Origin of the sequence: Actinoplanes sp. CA-142083, assembly GCF_050942195.1 — a bacterium.
Classification (GTDB): domain Bacteria; phylum Actinomycetota; class Actinomycetes; order Mycobacteriales; family Micromonosporaceae; genus Actinoplanes.
This window is the reverse complement of the sequence record NZ_CP192076.1, coordinates 6,963,961-6,985,782: the sequence shown is the minus strand read 5'-3', so window position 1 is coordinate 6,985,782 and position 21,822 is coordinate 6,963,961. Positions and strand designations below refer to the sequence as shown.

The 21,822-nt window shown below is 70.7% G+C and carries 20 protein-coding genes; 11 read left to right on the top strand and 9 right to left on the bottom strand.

Annotated features, from left to right (window positions below):
* Positions 1-143: 143 nt before the first annotated feature.
* On the top strand, positions 144-2,090 hold the full coding sequence (locus ACQPZX_RS32190; RefSeq protein ID WP_433363469.1) for an FAD-dependent oxidoreductase: 1,947 nt from the start codon (positions 144-146) through the stop codon (positions 2,088-2,090).
* Between the two features lie 117 nt (positions 2,091-2,207).
* On the top strand, positions 2,208-3,278 hold the full coding sequence (locus ACQPZX_RS32185) for a RuBisCO large subunit C-terminal-like domain-containing protein (protein WP_433363466.1): 1,071 nt from the start codon (positions 2,208-2,210) through the stop codon (positions 3,276-3,278).
* Here ACQPZX_RS32185 and ACQPZX_RS32180 read toward each other — a convergent pair.
* Positions 3,265-3,705, bottom strand: a complete 441-nt coding sequence (locus ACQPZX_RS32180) for a cupin domain-containing protein (protein ID WP_433363463.1) — start codon at positions 3,703-3,705, stop codon at positions 3,265-3,267. The genes ACQPZX_RS32185 and ACQPZX_RS32180 overlap by 14 nt on opposite strands.
* 107 nt (positions 3,706-3,812) lie before the next feature.
* On the opposite strand from ACQPZX_RS32180, the gene ACQPZX_RS32175 reads away from it, so the two are divergent.
* The 4 genes from ACQPZX_RS32175 (at position 3,813) to ACQPZX_RS32160 (ending at position 5,767) form a co-directional block, all read left to right on the top strand.
* A complete protein-coding gene (locus ACQPZX_RS32175; RefSeq protein WP_433363460.1) occupies positions 3,813-4,097 on the top strand; it encodes a hypothetical protein in 285 nt (94 codons plus the stop codon).
* Entirely contained in the window at positions 4,094-4,231 is a 138-nt protein-coding gene (locus ACQPZX_RS32170) for a hypothetical protein (RefSeq protein WP_433363457.1), read from the top strand. The genes ACQPZX_RS32175 and ACQPZX_RS32170 overlap by 4 nt, the downstream gene beginning before the upstream one ends.
* A complete protein-coding gene (locus tag ACQPZX_RS32165; protein ID WP_433363454.1) occupies positions 4,228-4,395 on the top strand; it encodes a hypothetical protein in 168 nt (55 codons plus the stop codon). The genes ACQPZX_RS32170 and ACQPZX_RS32165 overlap by 4 nt, the downstream gene beginning before the upstream one ends.
* Positions 4,396-4,474: 79 nt before the next feature.
* Complete coding sequence (locus ACQPZX_RS32160; protein WP_433363451.1) at positions 4,475-5,767, top strand: FAD-dependent oxidoreductase; 1,293 nt, start codon at positions 4,475-4,477, stop codon at positions 5,765-5,767.
* On the opposite strand, the gene ACQPZX_RS32155 is transcribed toward ACQPZX_RS32160, so the two are convergent.
* Positions 5,764-6,987, bottom strand: a complete 1,224-nt coding sequence (locus ACQPZX_RS32155; protein ID WP_433363448.1) for an MFS transporter — start codon at positions 6,985-6,987, stop codon at positions 5,764-5,766. The genes ACQPZX_RS32160 and ACQPZX_RS32155 overlap by 4 nt on opposite strands.
* A gap of 85 nt (positions 6,988-7,072) precedes the next feature.
* Here ACQPZX_RS32155 and ACQPZX_RS32150 point away from each other — a divergent pair, with 85 nt between their 5' ends.
* The gene (locus ACQPZX_RS32150) at positions 7,073-7,948 is read left to right on the top strand and encodes a LysR family transcriptional regulator (protein ID WP_433363445.1); all 876 of its coding nucleotides are present in this window, start codon (positions 7,073-7,075) and stop codon (positions 7,946-7,948) included.
* Here the strand turns inward: ACQPZX_RS32150 and ACQPZX_RS32145 are convergent.
* On the bottom strand, positions 7,939-9,102 hold the full coding sequence (locus ACQPZX_RS32145) for a glycoside hydrolase family 27 protein (RefSeq protein WP_433363442.1): 1,164 nt from the start codon (positions 9,100-9,102) through the stop codon (positions 7,939-7,941). The genes ACQPZX_RS32150 and ACQPZX_RS32145 overlap by 10 nt on opposite strands.
* A gap of 89 nt (positions 9,103-9,191) precedes the next feature.
* Here ACQPZX_RS32145 and ACQPZX_RS32140 point away from each other — a divergent pair, with 89 nt between their 5' ends.
* Both ACQPZX_RS32140 and ACQPZX_RS32135 read left to right on the top strand, forming a co-directional pair.
* On the top strand, positions 9,192-10,157 hold the full coding sequence (locus tag ACQPZX_RS32140) for a cation diffusion facilitator family transporter (protein WP_433363440.1): 966 nt from the start codon (positions 9,192-9,194) through the stop codon (positions 10,155-10,157).
* A 15-nt stretch (positions 10,158-10,172) separates the two neighbouring features.
* The gene (locus ACQPZX_RS32135) at positions 10,173-11,081 is read left to right on the top strand and encodes a PrsW family intramembrane metalloprotease (RefSeq protein ID WP_433363437.1); all 909 of its coding nucleotides are present in this window, start codon (positions 10,173-10,175) and stop codon (positions 11,079-11,081) included.
* On the opposite strand, the gene ACQPZX_RS32130 is transcribed toward ACQPZX_RS32135, so the two are convergent.
* Positions 11,062-12,669: an MFS transporter gene (locus ACQPZX_RS32130; RefSeq protein WP_433363434.1), complete on the bottom strand. Its 1,608-nt coding sequence runs from the start codon at positions 12,667-12,669 to the stop codon at positions 11,062-11,064. The genes ACQPZX_RS32135 and ACQPZX_RS32130 overlap by 20 nt on opposite strands.
* 24 nt (positions 12,670-12,693) lie before the next feature.
* Positions 12,694-13,437: an esterase family protein gene (locus tag ACQPZX_RS32125; RefSeq protein WP_433363431.1), complete on the bottom strand. Its 744-nt coding sequence runs from the start codon at positions 13,435-13,437 to the stop codon at positions 12,694-12,696.
* A 68-nt stretch (positions 13,438-13,505) separates the two neighbouring features.
* Here ACQPZX_RS32125 and ACQPZX_RS32120 point away from each other — a divergent pair, with 68 nt between their 5' ends.
* Complete coding sequence (locus ACQPZX_RS32120; protein WP_433363428.1) at positions 13,506-14,078, top strand: phytanoyl-CoA dioxygenase family protein; 573 nt, start codon at positions 13,506-13,508, stop codon at positions 14,076-14,078.
* On the opposite strand, the gene ACQPZX_RS32115 is transcribed toward ACQPZX_RS32120, so the two are convergent.
* Positions 14,075-14,437, bottom strand: a complete 363-nt coding sequence (locus ACQPZX_RS32115) for an ATP-binding protein (RefSeq protein WP_433363425.1) — start codon at positions 14,435-14,437, stop codon at positions 14,075-14,077. The genes ACQPZX_RS32120 and ACQPZX_RS32115 overlap by 4 nt on opposite strands.
* A 29-nt stretch (positions 14,438-14,466) precedes the next feature.
* Entirely contained in the window at positions 14,467-16,287 is a 1,821-nt protein-coding gene (locus tag ACQPZX_RS32110) for a glycosyltransferase (protein WP_433363422.1), read from the bottom strand.
* A 312-nt stretch (positions 16,288-16,599) separates the two neighbouring features.
* Here ACQPZX_RS32110 and ACQPZX_RS32105 point away from each other — a divergent pair, with 312 nt between their 5' ends.
* The gene (locus tag ACQPZX_RS32105; RefSeq protein WP_433363419.1) at positions 16,600-17,373 is read left to right on the top strand and encodes a dienelactone hydrolase family protein; all 774 of its coding nucleotides are present in this window, start codon (positions 16,600-16,602) and stop codon (positions 17,371-17,373) included.
* A 3-nt stretch (positions 17,374-17,376) separates the two neighbouring features.
* Here the strand turns inward: ACQPZX_RS32105 and ACQPZX_RS32100 are convergent, their stop codons facing one another.
* Together ACQPZX_RS32100 and ACQPZX_RS32095 are read right to left on the bottom strand one after the other, a co-directional pair.
* Positions 17,377-18,579 (bottom strand): PQQ-binding-like beta-propeller repeat protein, encoded by a 1,203-nt coding sequence (locus ACQPZX_RS32100; protein ID WP_433363416.1) that lies wholly within the window; start codon positions 18,577-18,579, stop codon positions 17,377-17,379.
* 131 nt (positions 18,580-18,710) lie between these two features.
* Positions 18,711-21,779, bottom strand: a complete 3,069-nt coding sequence (locus ACQPZX_RS32095; protein ID WP_433363413.1) for a S8 family serine peptidase — start codon at positions 21,777-21,779, stop codon at positions 18,711-18,713.
* Between the last annotated feature and the right edge of the window lie 43 nt (positions 21,780-21,822).

The following is a 21,822-nucleotide window of genomic DNA, read 5'->3' as shown; positions in this document are numbered from 1 at the left end:
CTTCGCTTGGTCGCTTCGCTTGGTCGCTTCGCTTGGTCGCTTCGCTTGGTCGCTTCGCTTCGGCGCTAGTGAACTCACTAGATAGTTCATAATGGTCCGCCAGTCGGTTCTTGGGAACCATCTAGTGGTTTATATTCACAACTGTGCTCACCCTCGGCAGCCCGCTCCGCGTCGGCCGGCACGTTCTGCGCAACCGCGTGGTCAGCCCGCCGATGGAACGCAACTACGGCACCCCCGACGGCCGCGTGACCGACCACTACGCCGCCTACCTGCGGGCCCGCGCCGCCGGGGGAGCCGCTCTGGTCTTCACCGAGGCGACCTATGTCCGCCCCGACGGGCGGGGCCGGGTGCGGCAGCTCGGCGCACACGGCGACCATGTCGTTCCCGGCCTGCGCGCCGTGGCCGACGCGGTGCACCGCGAAGGCGCCCTGCTCGGCGTGGAGCTCAACCACGCCGGCCGGGTCTCCGAGTTCGAGCCGGTAGCTCCCTCACCCGTGCCCTTCCGCGGCCGGACACCTCGTGAGCTGGCGGCCGGCGAGATCGCGGACATAGCCGGCGCCTTCGGGGCGGCCGCCGCCCGTTGCGCCCGCGCCGGCGTGGACGTCCTGGAGATCCACGCCGCGCACGGCTATCTCATCCATCAGTTCCTGTCCCCGCGCACCAACCGCCGCGCCGACCGCTACGCCGACCCGATGCTGTTCCTGAGCGAGGTGCTCACCCGGGTCCGCGAGGCCGCCCCGGACGCCACGGTCTTCCTGCGGTTGTCCGCCTTCGAGGGCGTGCCGGACGGCCTCGACCTGGCGGCCACGCTTTCGCTGACCGAGCAAATGCCACTGGAGCTGGTGGACGCCTTGGACATCTCGGCCGGCTGCTACGAGGCCGGCGAGTGGATGGTCCAGCCCGGCGAGGTTCCGCGCGGGGTGCTCGCGCCGTATGCCTCCCCTTTCCGGGCCTTCGGCAAGCCGGTGGGCGTCGCCGGCCGGATCACTACGGGCGAAGCCGCCGAGGAGATCCTGACCGCGGGCGCCGCCGACTTCGTCGCCGTGGGCCGGGCCCAGCACGCCGATCCCACATGGACGAACACCACGCTCGCGCGCGGACTCCCGCGCCCATGCATCGGCTGCAACCAGGGCTGCATAGACGTCCTGCACACCCAGCAGCCCATCTGGTGCCTCGTCAACCCAGCCGGCGACCCGCCCGCCACGTCGCCTGTGGCCCTGGTTGCCACGGACGCTGTAGCGCGGGCGACATACTCGGCGCGGGGTGGCGAGCCGGCCCTGGCTGCGCGGCGGCGGGTGCTGATCGTTGGCGCAGGGCTGGCTGGTCTTGAGGCAGCCCGGATTGCGGCGCTCGCCGGGCACGACGTGACTGTCATGGAAGCGTCGCCCGAGATCGGCGGTCAGTTCCGGCTCGCCGCCGGGTTGCCGGCCAAGCCCGAGTTCGGCCGTCTCCTCGACTGGTATGCGGCGGAGCTGGCCCGCCTGGCGGTCGACGTGCGGCTGTCCACGGTCGCGGACGCCTCGGCGGTGTCCGGGCATGCGCCGGATGTGCTGGTCGTGGCGGTCGGTGGGATTGGTGTGCTGCCGCCCGTGCCGGGCATCGAGCTGCCGCGTGTAGTCGAGGCGCGTGATTGGCTGCGGCGGCCCTCGGCCAAGGGCCCCCGCGTCCGACAGCCGCGGCACCCGGAGCTGCCTCGGCACGATGAAGTCGTGACCGTCTGGGGCGCCGACCGGCCGGGCATCGCCGTGGCCGACGCTGCCGCTACCGCCGGGCATCGGGTGCTGCTGCTGGCGGCCGGCGACGAGCTCGCGCCCGAGGCGGGGCCGCGCGAGAAGGTCCTGCTGGTGCGGCGGCTGACCACCGACCCGAAGGTCACGATCCGCTGGTCGGCGACGATCGAGGCGATCGAGCCCGGCCGCCTGCTGCTCACCGGCGACGAATGGATCGACGCCCGCGGGCCGGTCGTGGTCTCGCAGGGCACCCGGCCGCGTGCGTTCGATCCGGGCGACGGCGATCGGCGGACTCTGGTCCTGGACGAGGCGAGCTCGGCCGCCGAAGCGATCCGGAGGGGCGCCGCGATCGAGCTGTGACGTGGCCAGGTCAAAGGCGATCCGCCCTGATGCGGCCTTACCCGGACGGCGCGCCGCGATGGGGCTGTGGATGGGCGGTTAACGGGGATTCGGTGGGGCGGCCGTAGCCTGGCGGTCATGACTGAGGTCATCACGGCGGTTTATGAGATCGGTGGCGAGGATCCGGCGCGGCGGGCCGAAGAAGTCGCCGTGGAGCAGAGTCACGAGTTGCCGACCGAGCTGGCGCCGGCCAATGCGATTCGCGATTCACTTGCGCATGTCCGCAGCGTCACCGAGCGGGCCGGGCAGCCCGCGCTGGTCACCGTCGACTATCCGGCCGAGCTGGCCGGGGGCCAGCTCGGCCAGCTGCTGGTTCTGCTGATCGGCAACGTTTCGCTCCAAGATGGCGTACGGCTGGTGGACGTCGACCTGCCGGCATCGCTCACCGCGTCGCTGCCGGGACCTCGGCTCGGCGTGGCGGGGATCCGGGCGCTGGTGGGGGAGCCCTCGGGGCCGTTGCTGGCGACGGCGCTGAAGCCGGTCGGGATGACCGTTACGCAGTTGGCCGACCTTGCTTCCGACGTGGCGGCGGGCGGGCTGCACGTGGTGAAGGAGGATCAGGGGCTCGCGAATCAGCCTTGGGCGCCGTTCGCGGAGCGGGTGCCGCGGCTGGCCGAAGCCGTGCGGCGGGCCAGTGATCGGGCCGTTTACCTGCCCGTAGTGGACGGGAGCGCCGAACAGATCGACTTCGCGATGCGGGCCGGTGCTCACGGCGTACTCGTCATGCCTGGTATTGCGGGCTTTGGCGCTCTTGCCCGGGCGGCGGACGGCGGCGGGATCGTGCTGGCGCACCCGTCGTTCCTGGGTGGCTTCACGGCGGCGGCGAGCCACGGCATGGCCCCGGACGTGCTGTTCGGGACGCTGCTGCGGATTGCGGGGGCGGACGCAAGCATCTTTCCGAGTTGGGGCGGGCGCTTCAGCTTCACCCGAGCGGAATGTATCGCGGTCGCCGACGCCTGCCGGCGGCCTTTGCACGGGCTTGCGCCGACGCTGCCGACGCCGGGCGGAGGCATGTCGATCGACCGGGCGCCGGAGATGCTCGACGCCTACGGGCCGGACACGCTGTTCCTCGTCGGCGGCGACCTGCGCCGGGGCGGCGATCCCCGGCGAGCGGCCGAGCGCCTGGTCGCGGCCGTCACGAGCGGATGAACTCGGCGATCTCCGGGTTGCGGCGTAGCTGGGCGAGGTCCGACTCGGTGGGCAGGACCGGGCGGTCGCGATCGATCACGACCGCGCAGAGGAAGCCGAACGGCTCGTCGTCCGCGGCGCGGAACTGGTGCCATCCCCAGCTCGGCACGAAGACGATGTCGTGCGGGGCGAGCGGCACGACCCGGTCGACGATCAGCGCGCCGCCCCGGCCCCGGATCGGGATGACGACGTGGGTGTGCTCGTGGCGCTCCAGCGTGGTGTGCCCGCCCGGCCCGACCTCGAAATACCGAAGCGACGTGCCCTGCCCGTGCTCGGCGCCGGTGAGCTCCTGGCGGGTCACGTCGCGGAAAGTTTCGCCGGTCTCCTTGTAGGCGCGCACCTCCACGCCCTCCCAGCGGAAGGGCGCCGACTGCCCTCGATGCGTCATCAGGCGATGCTAAGTCTTCGGACTCGCCGCTCGTTCGCCGAGGATGGGCCATCGCCAGCGTCGCCGGATTCCGTAAGATCGGGTCATGGCGTATCGGCCGATGACGCTTGTCGAGCTCGCGGGGCACGCCTGCACGGCAGGCGGAGCTGCTGCGCGAGGAGCCGCCCGCGACCGGTGATCAGAAGTGGGACGCCCTGCTGGGCGCGATCGCGGAACACTTGGCGGCCAAGCTCGACGCCGCGCCACCCGAGTGGTCGAGATCCCGGATCCTCGGGACGCCCTGGTTCCCGTCGTCGTTGCCGTCGAAGCGGATGGAAGCCCTGGTCTGGGCTCCTGCCGCGTTCCGGAAACACGGCGTCTATCTCTCCGCACACGACCTGGAAGCGGCATGACCGACGACGGCCTCCTCGGGCGTGCTGAGCTGGAGCGGGCTTTCGCGGCACTCGGCGACCGGCTGGTGCGCAGGGGCGTAGTGGCCGACCTCTTCATCGCGGGTGGCGCTGCGATGGCACTCGTTTCGCCATGAAGGCCTATGCTGCCCGAGCTCGCGACGAGGACGACCTCCGAGCCCTGGCCGGCATCATCGGCGTGACCACGATCGATGCCGCGCTTGAGCATTGCGAGCGGTTCTTCCCTGGTGAGAGGCTCGGTGCCAGGTCGCTGGCGATGCTCGAGGACATCTTCGCCTGAGCCGCGGATCATCATGGTGTGACCACCGTCGCGGGCGAGATTTGGACCTGAAGTCGGGTTTAAGTTTTACCGTTGCGGCGTGGGACGTCAGATCAGGGTTGCTGTTGTCGGGGCCGGGCCGGCGGGGATTTATGCGGCGGACATTTTCGCGAAAGCTGAGCCGGGCGCGCGCGTGGACATCTTTGACCGGCTTCCTACGCCGTTCGGGCTGATTCGGTACGGGGTTGCGCCCGACCATCCGCGGATCAAAGAGGTCATCACGGCTCTGCATCAGGTGCTCGACGAGCCGCGGATCCGGTTTCTGGGGAATGTCGACTACGGCGTCGACGTGAAGGCCGAGGAACTGGATCCGTTCTATGACGCCACGGTGATCGCGACGGGGGCCGACCGGGATCGGGAGCTGGACATTCCGGGGATCGCGCTGCCGGGGAGTTTCGGGGCGGCCGACTTTGTGGCCTGGTATGACGGGCATCCGGACGTACCCGGGGAATGGCCTTTGAGCGCGGAAACGGTGGCGGTCATCGGGGCGGGGAACGTGGCGATCGACGTTGCCCGGATTCTGGCCAAGACAGCGGGGGAGTTGCTCGAGACGGAGATCCCGGACAACGTGCATCGAGGGCTGCTGGCCAGCCGGGTCACGGACGTGCACATTTTCGCGCGGGGTGGGCCGGCTCAGGTGAAGTTCACGCCGATGGAGCTGCGCGAGCTGGACGAGTCGCCGAACGTCGAGGTGATCGTGGACCCGGTGGGGTTCGAGGTCGACGATCAGGCGCTGCGGGGGCGGCGGACGGCGAAAATGTGCGTGCAAACTTTGCGGGGATGGGTGGGGCGGGAACCGCTTGGCCGGCCGCGCCGCGTGCATCTGCATTTCTTTCAGGCCCCGGTGGCGATCCTGGGCGACGAACGGGTCACCGGGGTGCGCACAAACAAGGCGGACTGGGACGTGCAGGCCGTCTATCGCGCGATCGGGTATCGCAGCCGGCCGGTCGCGGATCTGCCGTTCGACCCGGTAACGGCGACGATTCCGCACGAGGGCGGCCGGGTGCTCGATCTCGACGGCAGGCCGGTCCCGGGGCGCTATGTGACGGGGTGGATCAAGCGCGGGCCGGTCGGGCTGATCGGGCACACCAAGAAAGATGCCAAGGAAACTGTCGCGAGCCTGCTCGCCGACCTACCGGAGCTGCCGCCCGCGAGCCGCCCCGACCCGGCCGAGGTGCTCGCCCACCTGGCCCGCCGCGAGGTCGAGCACACCACCTGGGCCGGCTGGCAGCGCCTGGACCGGCACGAGATCGCCCTCGGGGAGCCGCACGGCCGCCGCCGGATCAAGGTCGTGCCGCGCGCGGAGATGATCGCCATCGGACGAAGCGGCTAGGACACGGCCTGGCCGCGCGCCGGCAAAGGCGCGAGGGCAGGAGCCGACGGCCGGGCGGCGGGCGCGAGGGCGGGCACCCGGCGGAGCCGTCCGGCCAGCAGGCCGCTGATCAGGACGAACACTGACGCCAAGGCCACGACGGCCGGCCAGGAACCGAGCGACCAAGCCGTCCCGGACAGGCTGCCGAAGACAGACGAGCCTGCGTAGTAGGCGAACAAATAGAGCGACGCGGCCTGCGCGGGCGGCACCCCGGCCAGGTGCGCGCGGGCCGGCACCCAGCCGCTGGCCAGGCCGTGCACGCAGAAGAAGCCGGCGGTCATCACGGCCAGGCCGGCGATCACCAGCGGCAACCGGTCGGGCAGGGTGAGCAGCAGGCCGGCCGCGGTCAGCAGGCAGCCGAACGGCAGCACGGCGCGGCGGCCGTAGCGGTCGGCCAGGCGGCCGGAGACCGTGGAGCTGAGCGTGCCAACCGGGTACACGAGAAAGATCGCGCCGGCCGCGCCCACGCCCAGTGCGAAAGGTTCGCTGGTCAGGCGGAAACCTATCGCGTTGTAGACGGCCACGAACGCGCCCATCGCGCACGCGCCGATCCCGTAGAGGATCAGGAGCGCCGGATCGGTGAGCGCGCGCCGGTTCATCGCGGCGCCTCGCCGGGCCACGAAATTTCGCGATCGAGGCAGCACTGCGAGCACGAAACCGCTGCAGATCAGGCCGAGGGCCGCCACCGCCGCGAGGGAGAGCCTCCAGCCGTACGCGTCGGAAATTGATCCGGTGATCAGACGGCCCGCCATGCCACCCAGCGCGGTGCCGCCGATGTAGAGGCCGGCCGCTCGGGCGTGCGTGTTGGCGGGCAGTTCCTCGCGCAGATAGGCCGTCGCCACCGCCGGCAGGCCGGCGAGCGCGACCCCCTGCAACAGGCGAAGCCCGAGCAGGACGTGCCAACTCGGCGCGATCGCGCAACCCGCCCCGACGAGAGCCGACAAGATCAAAGACAGATGGATCAGGCGGGTACGGCCGATGCGCTCGGACAGCGGCCCGGTGACCAGGAGGGCGGCGCCGAGTCCGATAGTGGCCAGCGAAAGCGACCACGAGCTTTGCGCGGGAGTCACGTGGAACGCCGCCGAGAGCTCGGGCAGCAGGGCCTGCGTGCTGTAGAGCAGCGCGAAAGTTGCCACGCCCGCGGCGAAAAGGGCGAGGCAGATGCGGCGATATCCGGTCACCCGGCCGACTCTCCGCCGGCCCGTCGGTATACGTCCAATGCATGAAAGCGAGAAAAGACATGCGTAACACGTATGATCGGTGGCTATGCAAATCGAGGATCTCCGGAGCCTGCTGACGCTCGGTGAGCACCGCCACGTCACCGAGGCCGCCGTCGCGCTCGGCACCAGCCAGCCGACACTTTCGCGGCTGCTGTCGCGGGTCGAGGCCGAGCTGGGGACGCGGTTGTTCGAGCGCGACGCCAAGGGCGCGCATCCCAACCCGCTCGGCGATCTGGTGCTGGACGCGGCGCGCGACATCGTCGACCGGCACGATCGGCTGCGGCGCGACCTGGCGGGACTGCTCGACCCCGACTCGGGGACGGTCCGGCTGGCCTTCCTCGACTCGATGTCGACGTCGCTGGTGCCGCGGATCCTGCACGACGTCCGGGTGCGGGCGCCGCGCATGCGGGTCGAGCTGCGGCAGGAGCCCGGCCACGAAATGTTGCGCGATCTGGCGACGGGCGTCAGCGAACTGGCGCTGATCGCCGGGCCGCCGCAGGGGCCGTACGGGTGGATGGCTCTTCAGCGGCAGAGCCTGGTGCTGATCGTTCCGGCCGGTCACCGGTTCGCGGCGCGCCGCCGGGCCCGGCTGGCGGACGTGGCGGGGGAGGACTTCGTGACGATTCCGCCGGGGTTCGGGTTTCGCGCGCTGATCGACGACCTTTTCGCGAAAGCCGGCGTCACGCCGCGGGTAACTTTCCAGATCGGAGATCTGGCGACGGTCGAAGGGCTGGTCGGGGCGGGGCTGGGGGTGGCGATCGTGCCGTCGCAGTTCGCGGGCGCCTCGGGGACGACCGGGATCCCGCTGGTCGCCGAGGGCGCCGAGCGGGTGGTGGGGCTGACCTGGCGGACCGATCGCGCGCTGGGGCCGGCGGCCGCGCGCTTTCGCGAATTCGTGGAACAGGCCGGGCCTTACGACTGACCGACGCGATAAAGCATGGCGCCGTGCGCGGGAACTTCTGTCCGAATTGTCCCCGGGGTGGACTCCCCGCTCCACAGGTCGGTGGCCGACCCGGACAAATCGGCTGCCATGACCGCGGCGGTGTCGGTCTCGTTGAACAACACGACGGCGGTGTCGCCATCCGCGAGCGGCCGTTCCAGCACATAGTGGCCCTGATCGCTGGAGACGACCCGGGCGGGAGCGCCGAGCGGGTCCTGGTCGATCGCGATCACCGCCCGATTCGTCAGCAGCGCCAGCGTCGCGGCGTCGGCGTGCACGAGGTCGGTCCCGGCGATCAGCGGCGCGGCCATTGCGGCCCATAAAGTCATCTCGGTCCGGTCCTCGACCGCCGACATCCCGTTGCCGATCTCCAGCATGTCGGGATCGTTCCAGCCACCCGGCCCCGCGAAGCCGCCGAGCCCGACCGTTTCCTTAAAGAGCAAGACCATGCTTTCGTACGTCGGCTGAATGTCGGCCGTGGTGCGCCAGAGATTGCCGTAACCCGCGCCCCACCGCCACACCGCGTCGGTGCCCCAGCTGCACACGCTGAACACGATCGGCCGGCCGCTCGCGAGCAGCGCGTCCCGCATCGCCGCGTACCTTTCCGTTTCGTTGCTGGAGGAGCAGGTGTATTGCCCGCAACTTTCCGCCGCGTAGCAGTTGTCGTACTTGAGATAGTCGACGCCCCAGGCCGCGAAAGTTTCCGCGTCCGCGGTCTCGTGCCCGAGGCTCCCGGGCAGGCCGCCGCAGGTCTTCACCCCGGCGTCCTCGTAGATGCCGAGCTTGAGCCCCCGCGCATGCACGTAGGCGGCCAGCGCCGCGATCCCGCTCGGGAAACGTTCCGGATCGGCGCGCAAGTTTCCCGAGGCGTCACGCGTGCCCGCCATCCACCCGTCGTCGATCGTGACGTACACGTACCCCGCGTCGCGCATCCCGGACGAGACCATCTTGTCGGCGGTTTCGCGAATCAGCTGCTCGGTGACCTCCAGCCCGTACGCGTTGTAGTTGTTCCACCCCATCGGCGGCGTCGCCGCCAGCCCGTTGTAGCCGCGCGGCAGCGGCCCGCTCGCCGCCCGCTCGCCCGCGACCGTGCCGGCCAGCAGGATCGTCACCAGGGCAAGGATCAGCGCGCGCATCCGACCGAGCCTCCCACCACTTCCTGTGCCAGGCCTGTCCGATCCGCCCGTCGCGTGTGGTGTGTCGCGCTTCGGGGTACGCCGGTGCCGTGGCGAGCGACAAGAAAGCCGGCGACAAGGCGAGCGACAAGAAGGAAAGCGGCGACAGCACCCGGACCGTCCTGGTCGCGGTGATCGCGAACCTGGCGATCGCGGTGGCGAAGACGGTCGCCGCCCTGATGACCGGGTCGGCGTCGATGTGGGCGGAGGCGGCGCACTCGGCCGCCGACACCGGCAACGAGGTGCTGCTCTTCGTCGGGCTGCATCGGTCCAAGCGCGGCCCGGACGAGCGGCATCCCTTCGGGTACGGCCAGGAGCGGTACTTCTGGACGTTCCTGGCGGCGCTCGGCATCTTCCTGATCGGCGGCACCCTGTCGATCGGGGAGGGTGTCCGCAGCCTGCTCGCGCCCGAGCCCCTCGAATCGCTGTGGGTCGGCGTCGCCGTACTCGTGGTGGCGTTTTTCTTTGAAAGTTATTCCTGGTACACGGCCCACAAGCAATTGCGCGCCGAGTCGCGGGAGCGGCAGCGGTCCATGACCGAGCACCTTCGGCGGGCATCGGACCCCAGCGCCACGACGGTCTTTCTCGAGGACACCGCCGCCTTGATCGGGCTCGTCGTCGCCCTGGCCGCGCTGCTGCTGCATGCGGCGACGGGCTGGGCAGCCTGGGACGCGGTCGGCAGCATGGCGATCGGGGTGCTGCTCATCATCGTGGCGTTCCTGCTCGCGCGCCGCTCCAAGACGCTGCTGCTGGACGAATCGGCCCCGCCGGACGTGCTCGAGCCGATCCGCGAGCGGGTGGCCGGCGCCGACTGGATCGAGGAGGTCCGGGAGCTGCAGGCCGTCTACGTCGGACCGTCCAGCCTGCTGGTCAACGTGCGCGTCACGCCCACGACGGCGTCCTCCGACGGGCCCGCCGCCGAGCTGATGGGCCGGATCGACCGGCTGCGAGCGAGCCTGCTCGACGACCCGGCGATCACGCAGGCGACCGTGACCGTGGACGGGCCCGCCACATAGATCCAGACTGTGGCCATGTATGTGAACCGGCGCCGGCCCTGGCTGCATGTCTTCCTCACTGGGCTCGTCCTGTGGTTGCTGACCGTCGTGGTCACGATGCTGACCGAGAACCCCAACCTGATCCCCACGCTGGTTTTGCTGGGCAGCTTCCTGGTGCCGGTCAGCTTCGTCGTGTGGGCGTTCGGCCGGCGGCACAGCGGCGAGGTCACCGCTGAGCTGCTGTTCACCACCTTCGTCACCGGCGGCGTCCTCGGGGTGCTCGCCGCCTCGCTGCTCGAGACCTACCTGTTGCACCCGTCGCCGCTGCTCTTCGTCGGCGTCGGGCTCATCGAGGAGGCCGCGAAGCTGGCGGTGCTGGCCTTCCTGGCCCGCCATCTCGAGCACAAGTACGCCCGCGACGGCCTCATCCTGGGCGCCTCGGTCGGCTTCGGCTTCGCCGCGTTCGAGTCCGCCGGGTACGCCTTCACCGCGCTCTTCACCGAGCAGGGCATCTCGCTGATGCAGCTCGTGCAGACCGAGCTGCTGCGCGGCCTGCTCGCCCCGGTCGGCCACGGCCTGTGGACGGCGATCCTGGGCGGTGTGCTCTTCTCAGCCAGCGGCCGGCGGCATTTCGCCTTCACCGGCCGGTTGCTGCTGACCTATCTGGGTGTCGCGCTGCTGCACGCGCTCTGGGACAGCATGCACAGCATCGCGCTGGTGCTCACCCTCGTGCTGACCGGGACGCCGTACCAGTTCCAGCTGCTGGAGCGCGGCTACGAGCCCGAGCCGACCGCGGCCCAGGCCAACCTGTTCACCGTGCTCTCCTGGGGCGGGCTGATCCTGGTGGCCCTGGCCGGCGTCGTCTGGCTGCTGGCCGTCCGGCGCCGGGCCGACCAGGAGGCCAGCCGGGTGTTGTGGCGCATGCCTATCGGCCGGGCGGGATGACGCCGGGGGCGGAGAGCAGGTGCGAGACCTCGGCCGGGCCGTCGGTCAGGGCCAGGGCCCGCTCCTCCGCCTCGCGGTCGGCGCCGGTCAGCCGGCCGGTGTGCTGCCGCAGGTGCTCCGCCCAGCTCGGCACCAGATAGGCCTCGACGTAGCGGTCGGGCCGCTCGCCGTCGCGGAACAATCCCCACCGCACCGCGCCGGTGCGTCGCCGGCCCCGGCCGACGGCTTCCATCGCCCGCACGAACGCGTCCTGCCGCTCCGCGGCGACCGGGTACGCGACGGTGACGAGGACCGGGCCGTCGTGGTCGTCGGGGTCGATCTCGAGGTGCGGCTCCGGCCAGAACACCGCGGGCTCGCGATTGTCCCCGCTGACGTCGCGCATCGGCCACCAGCGCAGCGTCAGCACGCCGGCCGCCATCACCGCGGCGGCCGCCAGGTGGCTGACGACCAGGCCGGTGGCGTCGGAGAGCGCGCCCCAGAAGAGCGCCCCGGCGGCCTGGGCCCCGGCGAAGACCATCTGGTACACGGCCAGCCCGCGGGCGCGTACCCAATTCGGCAGGAACAGCTGCATGGCGGCGTTGATGTTGGAGAGCACCAGCACCCACGCCACCCCGGCGGGCACCAGCGCCACCACCACGGCGGCCTCGGAGCGGACCAGCGCGAGCACGACGAACACCACGGTGAACGCGCCACCGGCGATGAGCAGGAGCCGGTTCACCGACCACCGGGCGCGCAGGCGCGGCAGCAGCAGGGCGCCGGCCACCGCCCCGACGCCGACCGCGGCCAGCAGGATGCCGTACCCGCTCGAGCCGAGGCCTAGGCGGCGGCTGGCGACCAGCGGCAGCAGCGCCCACAGCGCGCTTCCCGGCACCAGGAAGAGCGCCGCGCGCAGCAGGATGCGCCGCACCACCGGCGAATGCCGCACGTACCGGCCGCCGGCTCGCACGGCGGCGGCGAAGCGCTCCGGAGCGTCGGCGTACTCGGCGGCCGGAGCGCGCCAGCGCCACAGCGCCACGACGAACAGCGCGAAGGACAGTGTGTTGAGCCCGAACACGACACCCGCGCCGGTCTGCGCGATCAGCACGCCGGCCACCGCGGGTCCGACGGCGCGGGCGAGGTTCATGCTCACCGCGCCGAGCGCGGAAGCGGACGCCAGCTGCGAGCGCGGCACCAGCTCGGGGATGATCGCCTGCCACGCCGGGGCGGTCAGGGCCTGCCCGGCCCCCAGCGCGAAGGTCAGCGTGAGCAGCAGGGACGCCGGCATGTGCCCGGTGAGCGTCAGGATGGTGAGCATGGCGCCGACCCCGACGAGCAGGCTCTGGACGGCGATCAGCAGCCGCCGCCGGTCGAGGGTGTCGGCGAGCGCCCCCGAGGGCAGCGCGAACAGCACGATCGGCAGGGTGCTGGCGGTCTGCACCAGGGCCACCAGCGTGTCGCTGCCGGACTGCTCGACCAGCAGCCACTGCGCCCCGACCGTCTGCATCCAGGTGCCGATGTTGCTGGCCAGCAGCGCCAGCCACAGGCTGCGGTAGGCCGCGACGCGCAGCGGCGCCCACGCCGACGGCGGCGCGGCCGTGGTCACGTCCATCGCGGCTGTCTACCCGTCATGATCTCAGCAGAAACGGGGCAGGTGGTGGGCGGCCTGAGCCCGCCACGAGGGCCAGTCGTGCGGCACGTCCGGGCCCCACATGTCCAGCTCGCAGCGGATGCCCTTCGCCTTGAGGATCTCGGCCATGCGGGGTGTCGAGGCGAGCGAGCCGGTCGTGTCCTCCCACTGCCCCTGGCCGCAGACGAGCAGCACCGACACGCGCGAGCGCAACCAGTCGAGATGGTCGCCGTGCAGGTTGGCCGCGTAGTCGGCCGGGCTGTTGAAGTAGAAGGCGTCGCCCCGTTCGCCCCAGGAACCGCGCCAGGTGACGGGCTCGTAGTTGCCGGAGAAGCACAGCGCCAGCGGGAAGAGGTCGGCCCGCCGCAGGCTGAAATTGAGCGCGTGGAAGGCGCCCAGGGAGCAGCCGGCCGTCACGATCTCACTGTCTTCGCCGCTGTCGGCACGGATGTGCGGCACAACGGCATTCAAGATCCATTTTTCGTACGTGTCGTGCCGGCGCGCCCGCTCCTCCAGCGGCTGTTGCTCGTCGGACCAGGTGCCGGCGTCGAAGGAATCCACGCAGTAGAGCTTCAACCGGCCCGCCTCGAGCAGCGGCTCCAGCGTGGCGACCATGCCGGTGTTCGCCCACTCCCAGGCGTTGCCCTTCTCGGTGGGAAAGACGAGCACGGGCCGGCCCCAGTGACCGTAGGCGGCCACCGTCGCGGTCGCGCCGTCGGGCGCGCTCAGCTGTGCGGAGTAATGGCGCATCGACCCCCAGTCTGCCCCTCGCCGGCGCGAACCGGCGATCTTGGAAGCCGCGTTGCACGATGTCGACCATGACGACTTTCGTGAACGAAGCGGGTGAGCAGGCGAGGGAAGCGATCTACACCGACATCCCGTTCGCGGGCGCCGTCAACCAGCCGTGGCACCGCGACTTCCCGATGCCCGAGGTCACCCGTGCCGAGGGCCGGCTCGACTCGCTGGCCTTCAACCTGACCGGCGTCGACACCACCGACGAGATGGGCCCGTTCGAGATCGCCCCGGGCACCCAGTTCGACGACAACCCCGCGTTCGGGCACGGCATGTTTCCGCCGAAGTCGCAGTACGCCCGCTACGACGAGCGCGCGGTGCGGAAGTTTCCGCGCCGCGGCGACATCTCGGCACGGTCGGCGCTGACCATCCACCGGGGGACGAAGAACCGGTCGGAGATGTCGCGGCCGGTGCTGGTGCTCGGTGTCGACGCGCCGGACGCGACCAACGGCGACAAGCACGACCTGGCCGCGACCCACGGTTACTGGGAGTCGCTGCCGCAGGAGGTCCGGAATCACCTGCACTGCCCGGTGGTGGACCGGCTCACCCCGATCGTGCAGAAGCACACCATCGAAGGCCTGGTGATGGGGGAGGCCTAGCCTCCCAGCCGGGCCCAGACGAGCTTTCCGGTTTCGGTCGGGCGGCTGCCCCACGTCTCGGTGAGCGCGGCGACCAGCAGCAGCCCTCGCCCGCCCGGCCGCCGGGGATCGTGGCGCTGCAGGCGCGGGAAGACGCGGCTGCGGTCGTACACCTCGACCCAGACGGCGCCGTTGTCGCTGCGCACGCACAGCTCGCCGCCGTCGTCGGTGTGCTGGACGACGTTGTCGACCAGCTCGGTGATCACGAGCAGCACGTCTTCGACCAGGTCGGGCGATTGGCCGGCCAGCAGCTGAGCGGCGCTGCGCCGGATCGTCGCGCTCTCCCCGGCGTCGGCGAACGGCAGCCGCAGCGCATCCATGGCGCAAGCCTTACCCGGAAGGCTGCGGCCTACGCCACTCGATCGGGTGTTGATTCCCCGACCGCCCGCGGGGCGATCAGATCCTGCATGCGGCGGCGCGCCAGCTCCATGCGGATGGCGCGGTCGCTGCGCGGGTCCGTCGTGGTCGGCACGATCGGGTCGCCCAGCACGATCACCATGGTGGGTTTCTTGCTGATCAGGCGCCGCAAGCCGGTCGGCGGCGTGAAGCGGATGGTCAGCGGCACGACGGGGACGCGGGCCAGCGCGGCCAGGTGGAAGGCGCCCCGCTTGAAGTCGCGCAGGCTCGTGTCGTACGGAATCAATTCGCCCTCGGGAAAGAAGTGAACGATCCTTCCCTTCGCCAGAAAGAGCTCCATCTCGGAGAAGAACAAAGGCAGACCCGATGGCGTGCGGGGTACCGCGACCCCGCCGAGCAGCCGCACCAGGGCGCCGTACAAGCGGTTGGTGAGATTCATCGGCGCCGAGGTGAACACGACCCGGCGCGGGAACAGGGCGAGCCCCACCAGCGCGCTGTCCAGCATGTGCACGTGGTTGCAGACCGTCAGCGCGCCGCCGCGGGGCAACCGGTTGCGGCCCTCGCTGCGGACTCCCAGGATCACCCGCGTGAACAGGAAGAGAAGCGGAATCGCGATGCCGTAGTAGAACGCGGTCGACAGCGCCCGGTAGATCCGGCCGGCGTACCCGGCGGGCAGCTCCGGCTCGCTCCCGGCCCGCGTGTACACCCGCTCGATCGCCTTGACGCTCCGGTCGACCGCGTAGAGCCGGCCGTAGCGCGCGTACGTCTCGGACGCCGACTCGAGGCCGGCCGGATCCTCGAACCATTCGTCGATCCGCCCGGCCAGCGACGACGGGTCGCCGGCCCGGAACAGGTTGCGCGGCTCCAGCGCGAACTGGCCGGTTGCGCTCCGCCGGCTGTCCGAGATGATCGGGACCAGCCCGCAGGAGAACGCCTCCATGCAGGACAATCCCTCGATCTCCACGTCGGAGGCGTGCACGTAGAGGTCGCAGCCGCGGATCAATTCGATCAGCTCGTCCTGCGCGTAGTAGCCGAAGTGCGCGGGGTTCGGCAGCTTCGACGCCATCCGGCGCAACTTTTTCTCGGCCGGTCCGTGGCCCGCGAAGAAAAGCTGGATGTCGGCGGCGTGCCGGGATCGGCGGACGGCCCGGATCAGCACGTCCTGCCGCTTCTCCGGCGAGAAACGGCCCACCATGAGAATGCGAAACTTCTCGCCGCGCTTTCGCATCGAGGCCGGGCCGGGCGTGAAGCTGTCGTCGACGCCGTTGGAGATCACGTGCAGCCGGGCCCGATAGCCGTGGGCGCGCAGTTGCGCCGCGATGAACGTCGACGGGCAGTGGATATCCGCGAAGCGGCCGTAGAAAAGGAGGCGGAAAAGGATGTACACCAGATGCGCCGCCGGCGGGAACCAGCCCAGCCCGATGTTGTAGGTGACGTTCTCGGGCTGCACGTGGAACGCCGCGATCGCCGGCACCCCGAGCCGCCGCGCGATGCGCTCGGCCGCGTGCCCCAGCGCCCACGGCTGATAGATGTGCACCACGTCGGCGCCGTCGATCGCCGCGGTCAGCACGTCGCGGACGGGCTTGGCGAACAGCGTGCCCTGATGATGGGCGAGCCGGGTCGCGAGCGGCACGACAAGCTCCGGCACCCAGAACATTTCCGGGCCCTTGGAAAGTTGCTCTCCGGGTTCGCCGCAGGCCACGACGCGTACGGTGTGGCCGCGCGCCATCAAGGCGGCGGCGAACCGCGTGGCCGACATCGTGGTTCCGTTGTTATTGACATTGAAGGTGTCGGTGACGAGCGTGACGATCACTGCGGCGCCGCCGTTCCCGGGGCCTTTCCACATCGGCCCGCCCGCGTCACGAACATGCGATCATCCCCGACCTGACGAATGATCAGCACGCTAGCCCCGAGCCACCGACCGGTCAATCATTGAGGGCTCCTAATAGACGAGCGACACATCGGGCGGCCTGATAACGTGCTCCCGACCGTGATTCGGCCCGGGGAGGTGAGACCCATGAACGCAGTAGGCACGTGGGAGCTCCCTTGTCGCCACGGTCGGCGATTGACGTAACGGTCGCCGGGAGCGCCCGACCATCACGGCACTCCCGAAAGGCACCAACCCATGCATTCTGTGCAATTCACCGCGGAAACGTCGTCGAACGGCGTCCGCGAACGGGACTTCCTCGTCGGCGACGTTCCCGGCGTGCTCTGGTCGCCGGTGACCGCTTCCGATCACGCGCCGGTGGTGCTGATGGGCCACGGCGGCGGCCTGCACAAGAAGACGCCGGCCCAGGCGGCCCGCGCCCTCGTCACCGTAACCACCTGGGGTTTCCACGTGGTCGCGATCGACGCGCCCGGGCACGGCGAGCGCCCGCGCACGCCGGAGGACGACCGCGCCCGCGACGAGATGCGGCAGGCCATGACGGCCGGCGACAAGGCGCGCTTCGAGTCGGTCAGCGTCCGGTACACCACGTCGCTGGCTTCGCGGGCGGTCCCCGAGTGGCAGGCGACGCTGGACGCCCTTCAGCGGCTGCCCGAGATCGGCGCCGAGGCCCCGATCGGCTACGGCGGCGGCATCTCGATGGGCACCGCGATCGGCATCCCGCTGACGGCGGCCGACCCACGGATCGTCGCGGCCGTCTTCGGTGGCGGCTTTTTCGTGTACGAGTCGCTGCTCGCGGCCGCGCGGAACATCACCGTCCCCGTGCAGTTCCTGCTGCCGTGGGACGACGAATACGTCGACCGCCAGTCGTCGCTGACGTTGTTCGACGCGTTCGCCTCCGCGGAGAAGACGCTGCACGCGAACCCGGGCGACCATCGCCGGATCCGCTGGATCGGCCTCGACAACGAGTTCCTGGCCCGGCACCTCCGCGAGGCCACCACCTCGATGGTCTGACGGTCAGCGCGGCCCCGTGCAGCAGGAGCTGCGCGGGGCCGCGTAGGCGCGCAGCTGCTTGCCGTCGGTCAGGTAGAGGCGCCCGTCGTCGATGACCGGGTGGTCGGCGGGCTTGTAGTGCGGGCGGAAGCCGAGTTGGTGACCGTTCCTGGTGTTCAGGGCCTCGAGGCGGCCTCGCGAGGTGACCGTGTAGACCACGTTGCCGGCGACCACCGGGCGCAGGTCCGCGCCGGCGTTGTTCCGGCGCCAGCGCTCGGTGCCGGTGTCGGCGGCCAGGCTCACCAACGCCGTACCCGAAACAACGTAGATCTGGTCGCGATCGACGGCGAGCGGACCGCTCAGGTCGCTCTTGGTCCAGACGACCTGCCCCGAATCGGCATTAACTTTCAGGAGCGCGCCGGATACGTCGTCGGCGAGGAAGAACCGGCCGGTCTCGTCGGCGGCGCGGACGGACCATGGCTGGTCGGTGTGCCAGAGCGACTTGCCGGTCTTGATGTCGACGGCGACTGCGCCTGTCGGGCGGAACGCGGTGTCGTGCTCGGTGAGCAGCAACGTGCCACGGGCGGAGGCGCCGGCGGTCGCCAGGCCGCGCTCGCGCTCCCAGACCTGCTTGCCGGTGGCGACGCTGAAGGCGGTCGAGGACATCCAACCGGCGTCGGCCCCGCCGACCACCACCACGCCGTCGTCGGCGGCCAGGACTTCGTCGGGGGCCTCGGTTTTCGCCGTCCAGCGTGGCTTGCCGGTGGCCGGGTCGAGCGCAAGTAATTCGCCGTTCGGGTCGCTGACCGACTGACATCCGGACGTGCCGACCAGCAGCGTGCCGTCGTGCAGCGCCAGCAGTGGGGTGCGGGTGTCCATCGGGTCCGAGTAGGGATAGCTCCAGATCTGCTTGCCGGTGGTGGCGTCGTGGGCGGTCAGGCTTTCGCGCCCCGGCAGGTAAATCGTGGTTCCGTCGGTCACCGGCGCGGCTTGGCGGGCGCAGACTTGCTGCCCGATGGCGGGGATCGACCATTGCTGCGCGAGCTGCCCGAGGCGGGCGCCGGCGAGCCACCGCTCGCCGGGGTTGAAGCCGCCGTTGCCCGGGCCGAACCCGTCCTGCGCCCACCCCGGCATTGCCTGCCGTGGCTCGGCTGCCGCAATTCCGCCGGCATTCATGACGAACGTGCTCAGCAGCGCGGCCGCCGCCACCCCGTGTCGCAAGCGCACCTTGGTCCCCTCACCGCGCGCCGACCGCCGCCGCGCAGCCCGACCCTAAGCGAACAAAACCCCTTCTAACGGGAGAAATGCCAAAGCGGCCCGGAACCGCGAGGGTCCCGGGCCGCTTGTTGTGGACGAACTCAGTGGGTGCTGACCGGGATCAGGTGGGTCTCGTCGCCGCTGGCGTTGTCGTGGCTGACGACCATCCAGCCTCGGGCCGGCGACTTCGCGAACTCCGCCTTGTTCAGCGACACCGTCGCGGTGGCGGCCTTGTTCGGGGCCACCTCGTTGGTGAAGCCGGTCGTGAGGGACGGCGCGAACGCGTTGTAGGTCGCCTTTCCGGCGATCTCGTCGTTGTTGCCGTCTATCAGGCCGATGCTCTCCGCGTGGTAAGTGAATCGCGGGTTGTCCGCGGACAGGCAGGGCGAACCCTCCGCGCACAGCTGTGACACCAGCACCGGCAGCACGATCGCGCTGCTGTCGTACGGCGCGTCGGCGAAGAACTCCAGCGTGCCGTCGCCGGTGCGGATGTCGAACACGGCCGTGACCAGCTCGCCGGTGAGGTCGCCGGTGGTGAGCAAGCCGTAGTCGACCGCCACGACGTCGTAGTCGTCCGCGCCGTCCCCGTTGACGTCGACGTACACGTCGAACTCGTTGCGGGCGGCGTTGGACAGGCGGTTGTGCGTGCTGATCGCGAAACCGATCGCCTCGGCGTCATAGGTGGTGGCGCCGACCGCCCGCAGGTCGGCCGCGCCGTTGGCGGCGTCGCGACCGTCGGACAGGCCCCAGGCGAACCAGTCGGCGTTGCCGGCCAGGACGCCGTGCCGGTTGGTCACCGTCGCGGTGGCGGTGCCCTTGCGGCGCAGGGCGCTGGTGTCGACGGAGGGGTCGATGTTCGACACCGCCTGCGGCACCAGGTAGTAGGGCACCCGCAGCGCGACGCCCTTGCCCGACGGGGTGAGGGTGACGAGCCCGGCCACGTCCTGGAACTGCGCGGAGCTCCCGGCGGTCGCGGCCGGCACCGACAGGGTGACCGCAACGTCGACCGAGCCGCGGCCGGGCACAGTCACCTTGGTGCGGGAAAGTTTCACGCTGTGCGGGCTCCCGGAAGGCGACGCAACCAAAAGCGCGAAGCTCTGACTCGTACGTGCGAAATTTTTGACCGTGATTGTCTTGGTCTTGCTGTAGTTGCGGTCGAGCTCGGCGAAGCCGTAGTTGAGCGTCGATGTGCCCTTGTCGCCGAGCGCGATGACCTGCGTGTCGACCGCCCCCGGCGCCTGGATGAGGCCGGCGCCGTCGGCCCGGGTGCTGTATCCGGCGATCCCGCCCGGGTTGGCGGTGTTGACGATCGCGGCCTTCCAGTACGCGACCTTGCGCCAGTCGGGGTGCGCCTGCTTGACGAGCGCGGCCTCACCGGCGGTGTGCGGGGCGGCCATCGACGTGCCCGACTCCACGACCGCGTCGCTGCCCGTGCCCGAGCCGGCCGACGAGATGCTGACGCCGGGCGCGGTGACGTCCGGCTTGAGCCAGCTGTCGCCGACACGCGGGCCGCCGGAGGAGAAACTTGCGGTGGCGGTGTAACTCGGGTTGGCCAGCTGGTTGTTGGTCAGCGTGGTGGTCTGGCCGTTCGCGGCGATCAGGGCCGCGGCAGCGGTGTTCGGGACGCCGAGGAGCGGGATGGTGACGTTCGCGGGCTCGCCGGTGTCGGGGTTGCTGGTGATCGCGCCCTCGAACGGCGGGTAGGAGCCGTCCGAGTTGACCTGCAGCACCGCCGCGGCGCCGGCCGCCTGGCCGTAGATCGCCTTGGCGACCCGGGCGCAGGTGCCCCGGGCGATGACCGCGATCGCGCCGGTCACCCCGGCCGCGGTGAAGTCCGCGACGGAGCAGCCGAGCGAGATGCCGCCGGCGCCGTTGCCGACCACCTTGATGGGCAGCGAAACGCCGTCGGCGAAAGTTGCGCCGTTGGCGTTGATGGCGTCGAGCCCGATCGACAGGTGCGCGCCCGGGAACGACGCGGTCGGGTCGTTGGCGGCGACGCTGATCGTGCTGGTCGCGGTGGACGGGCTGCCGACGATGTACGGCGCGCCGCCGGAGTTGCCGGCCGAGGCGACGACGATGACGCCGTCCTTGGACGCGTTGTCCGCGGCGACCGACTCGGGCGCGTCGGCGGTGCCGAACGGCGAGCCGAGCGACATGTTGATGACGTCCATGTCGTTGGCGACGGCCCACTCGATGGCGTCGACGGTCATGTCGGTCGAGCCTTCGCAGCCGAAGACGCGGATCGCGTACAGGTCGGCCTTGGGCGCGACGCCGGGACCGACCTTCCACGTGTTCGCGCTGACGGTGTTCTTGTCGTACGAGCCCTGGTAGGTCTTCCCGTCGGCGGTCACGCCGTAGCCGCCGATGGTGCCGGCGACGTGCGAGCCGTGGCCGTTGCAGTCCAGGGGGTTCGGGTCCTGGTGCGGGACGGGCTGGTAGTCGGCGCTGTCCGGGTCGGCGTTGTAGCTGTCGCCGACCAGGTCGATGCCGCCCTTGACCTTGGGCGCGCGGGGGCCGAACAGCGTTTTTGCCGCCGGTGCGGTTTCGGTGGCGTGCGCTGCGTTGTAGGCGGCGACGGTGCCGGGGCCGCCGAAGTCGGCGTGCGTGTAGTCGATGCCGGTGTCGATGACGGCGACCTTGATGCCCTCGCCGCGGTACTTGTCGGGAGCGTTCCACACCGCCGGGGCGCCGATCATCGGCACGCCCTTGGTGTTGTCGGGCTTCACCGTCTGCAGCGCGTGGACGCTGACCACGCCGGGGGCGGCGGCGAGCGTGTCCAGCTCGTTCGCGTTGACCCGCACCTTGATGCCGTTGTAGGCGTGCTGGTAGGAGCCCAGCACGGTGCCGCCGAGCTGGCGGGCCTTCTGCTCGACCGGCGCCTGCGCCTTGCGGATCCGGTCGCGGCGCTGGTTCTTCTGCGTGGTGGTCAGCGGCGTCGCGGCGTCGGCGTCGGCCACCGCGACGGGCGCCTCGCTGAGCTGCACCATGACGGTGACCGGCTTGTTGCGCAGGCCGGCCGGCACCTTGGTGATCTTGGATCCGGCCGGGACCGGCTTGAAGTCCTGCCGCACGCCGGGAGCGGCGGCGGCACTCGATGAGGCGCTCACCACCCCCATCGCGGCGAGCAGGATGCCGGCGGCTACCGCCGTGTTGAACCTCTTTGCGCCCACTTGGGCTGCCTCCCCTCACTCAAGACCGGCCGTGGCATCGCCG

Coding starts and splice junctions, on each gene's coding strand:
- ACQPZX_RS32185 (WP_433363466.1), top strand. CDS start 2,208: ATGACTGAGGTCATCACGGCGGTTTATGAGATCGGTGGCGAGGATCCG.
- ACQPZX_RS32180 (WP_433363463.1), bottom strand. CDS start 3,705: ATGACGCATCGAGGGCAGTCGGCGCCCTTCCGCTGGGAGGGCGTGGAG.
- ACQPZX_RS32170 (WP_433363457.1), top strand. CDS start 4,094: ATGACCGACGACGGCCTCCTCGGGCGTGCTGAGCTGGAGCGGGCTTTC.
- ACQPZX_RS32165 (WP_433363454.1), top strand. CDS start 4,228: ATGAAGGCCTATGCTGCCCGAGCTCGCGACGAGGACGACCTCCGAGCC.
- ACQPZX_RS32150 (WP_433363445.1), top strand. CDS start 7,073: ATGCAAATCGAGGATCTCCGGAGCCTGCTGACGCTCGGTGAGCACCGC.
- ACQPZX_RS32145 (WP_433363442.1), bottom strand. CDS start 9,102: ATGCGCGCGCTGATCCTTGCCCTGGTGACGATCCTGCTGGCCGGCACG.
- ACQPZX_RS32135 (WP_433363437.1), top strand. CDS start 10,173: ATGTATGTGAACCGGCGCCGGCCCTGGCTGCATGTCTTCCTCACTGGG.
- ACQPZX_RS32130 (WP_433363434.1), bottom strand. CDS start 12,669: ATGGACGTGACCACGGCCGCGCCGCCGTCGGCGTGGGCGCCGCTGCGC.
- ACQPZX_RS32125 (WP_433363431.1), bottom strand. CDS start 13,437: ATGCGCCATTACTCCGCACAGCTGAGCGCGCCCGACGGCGCGACCGCG.
- ACQPZX_RS32120 (WP_433363428.1), top strand. CDS start 13,506: ATGACGACTTTCGTGAACGAAGCGGGTGAGCAGGCGAGGGAAGCGATC.
- ACQPZX_RS32115 (WP_433363425.1), bottom strand. CDS start 14,437: ATGGATGCGCTGCGGCTGCCGTTCGCCGACGCCGGGGAGAGCGCGACG.
- ACQPZX_RS32105 (WP_433363419.1), top strand. CDS start 16,600: ATGCATTCTGTGCAATTCACCGCGGAAACGTCGTCGAACGGCGTCCGC.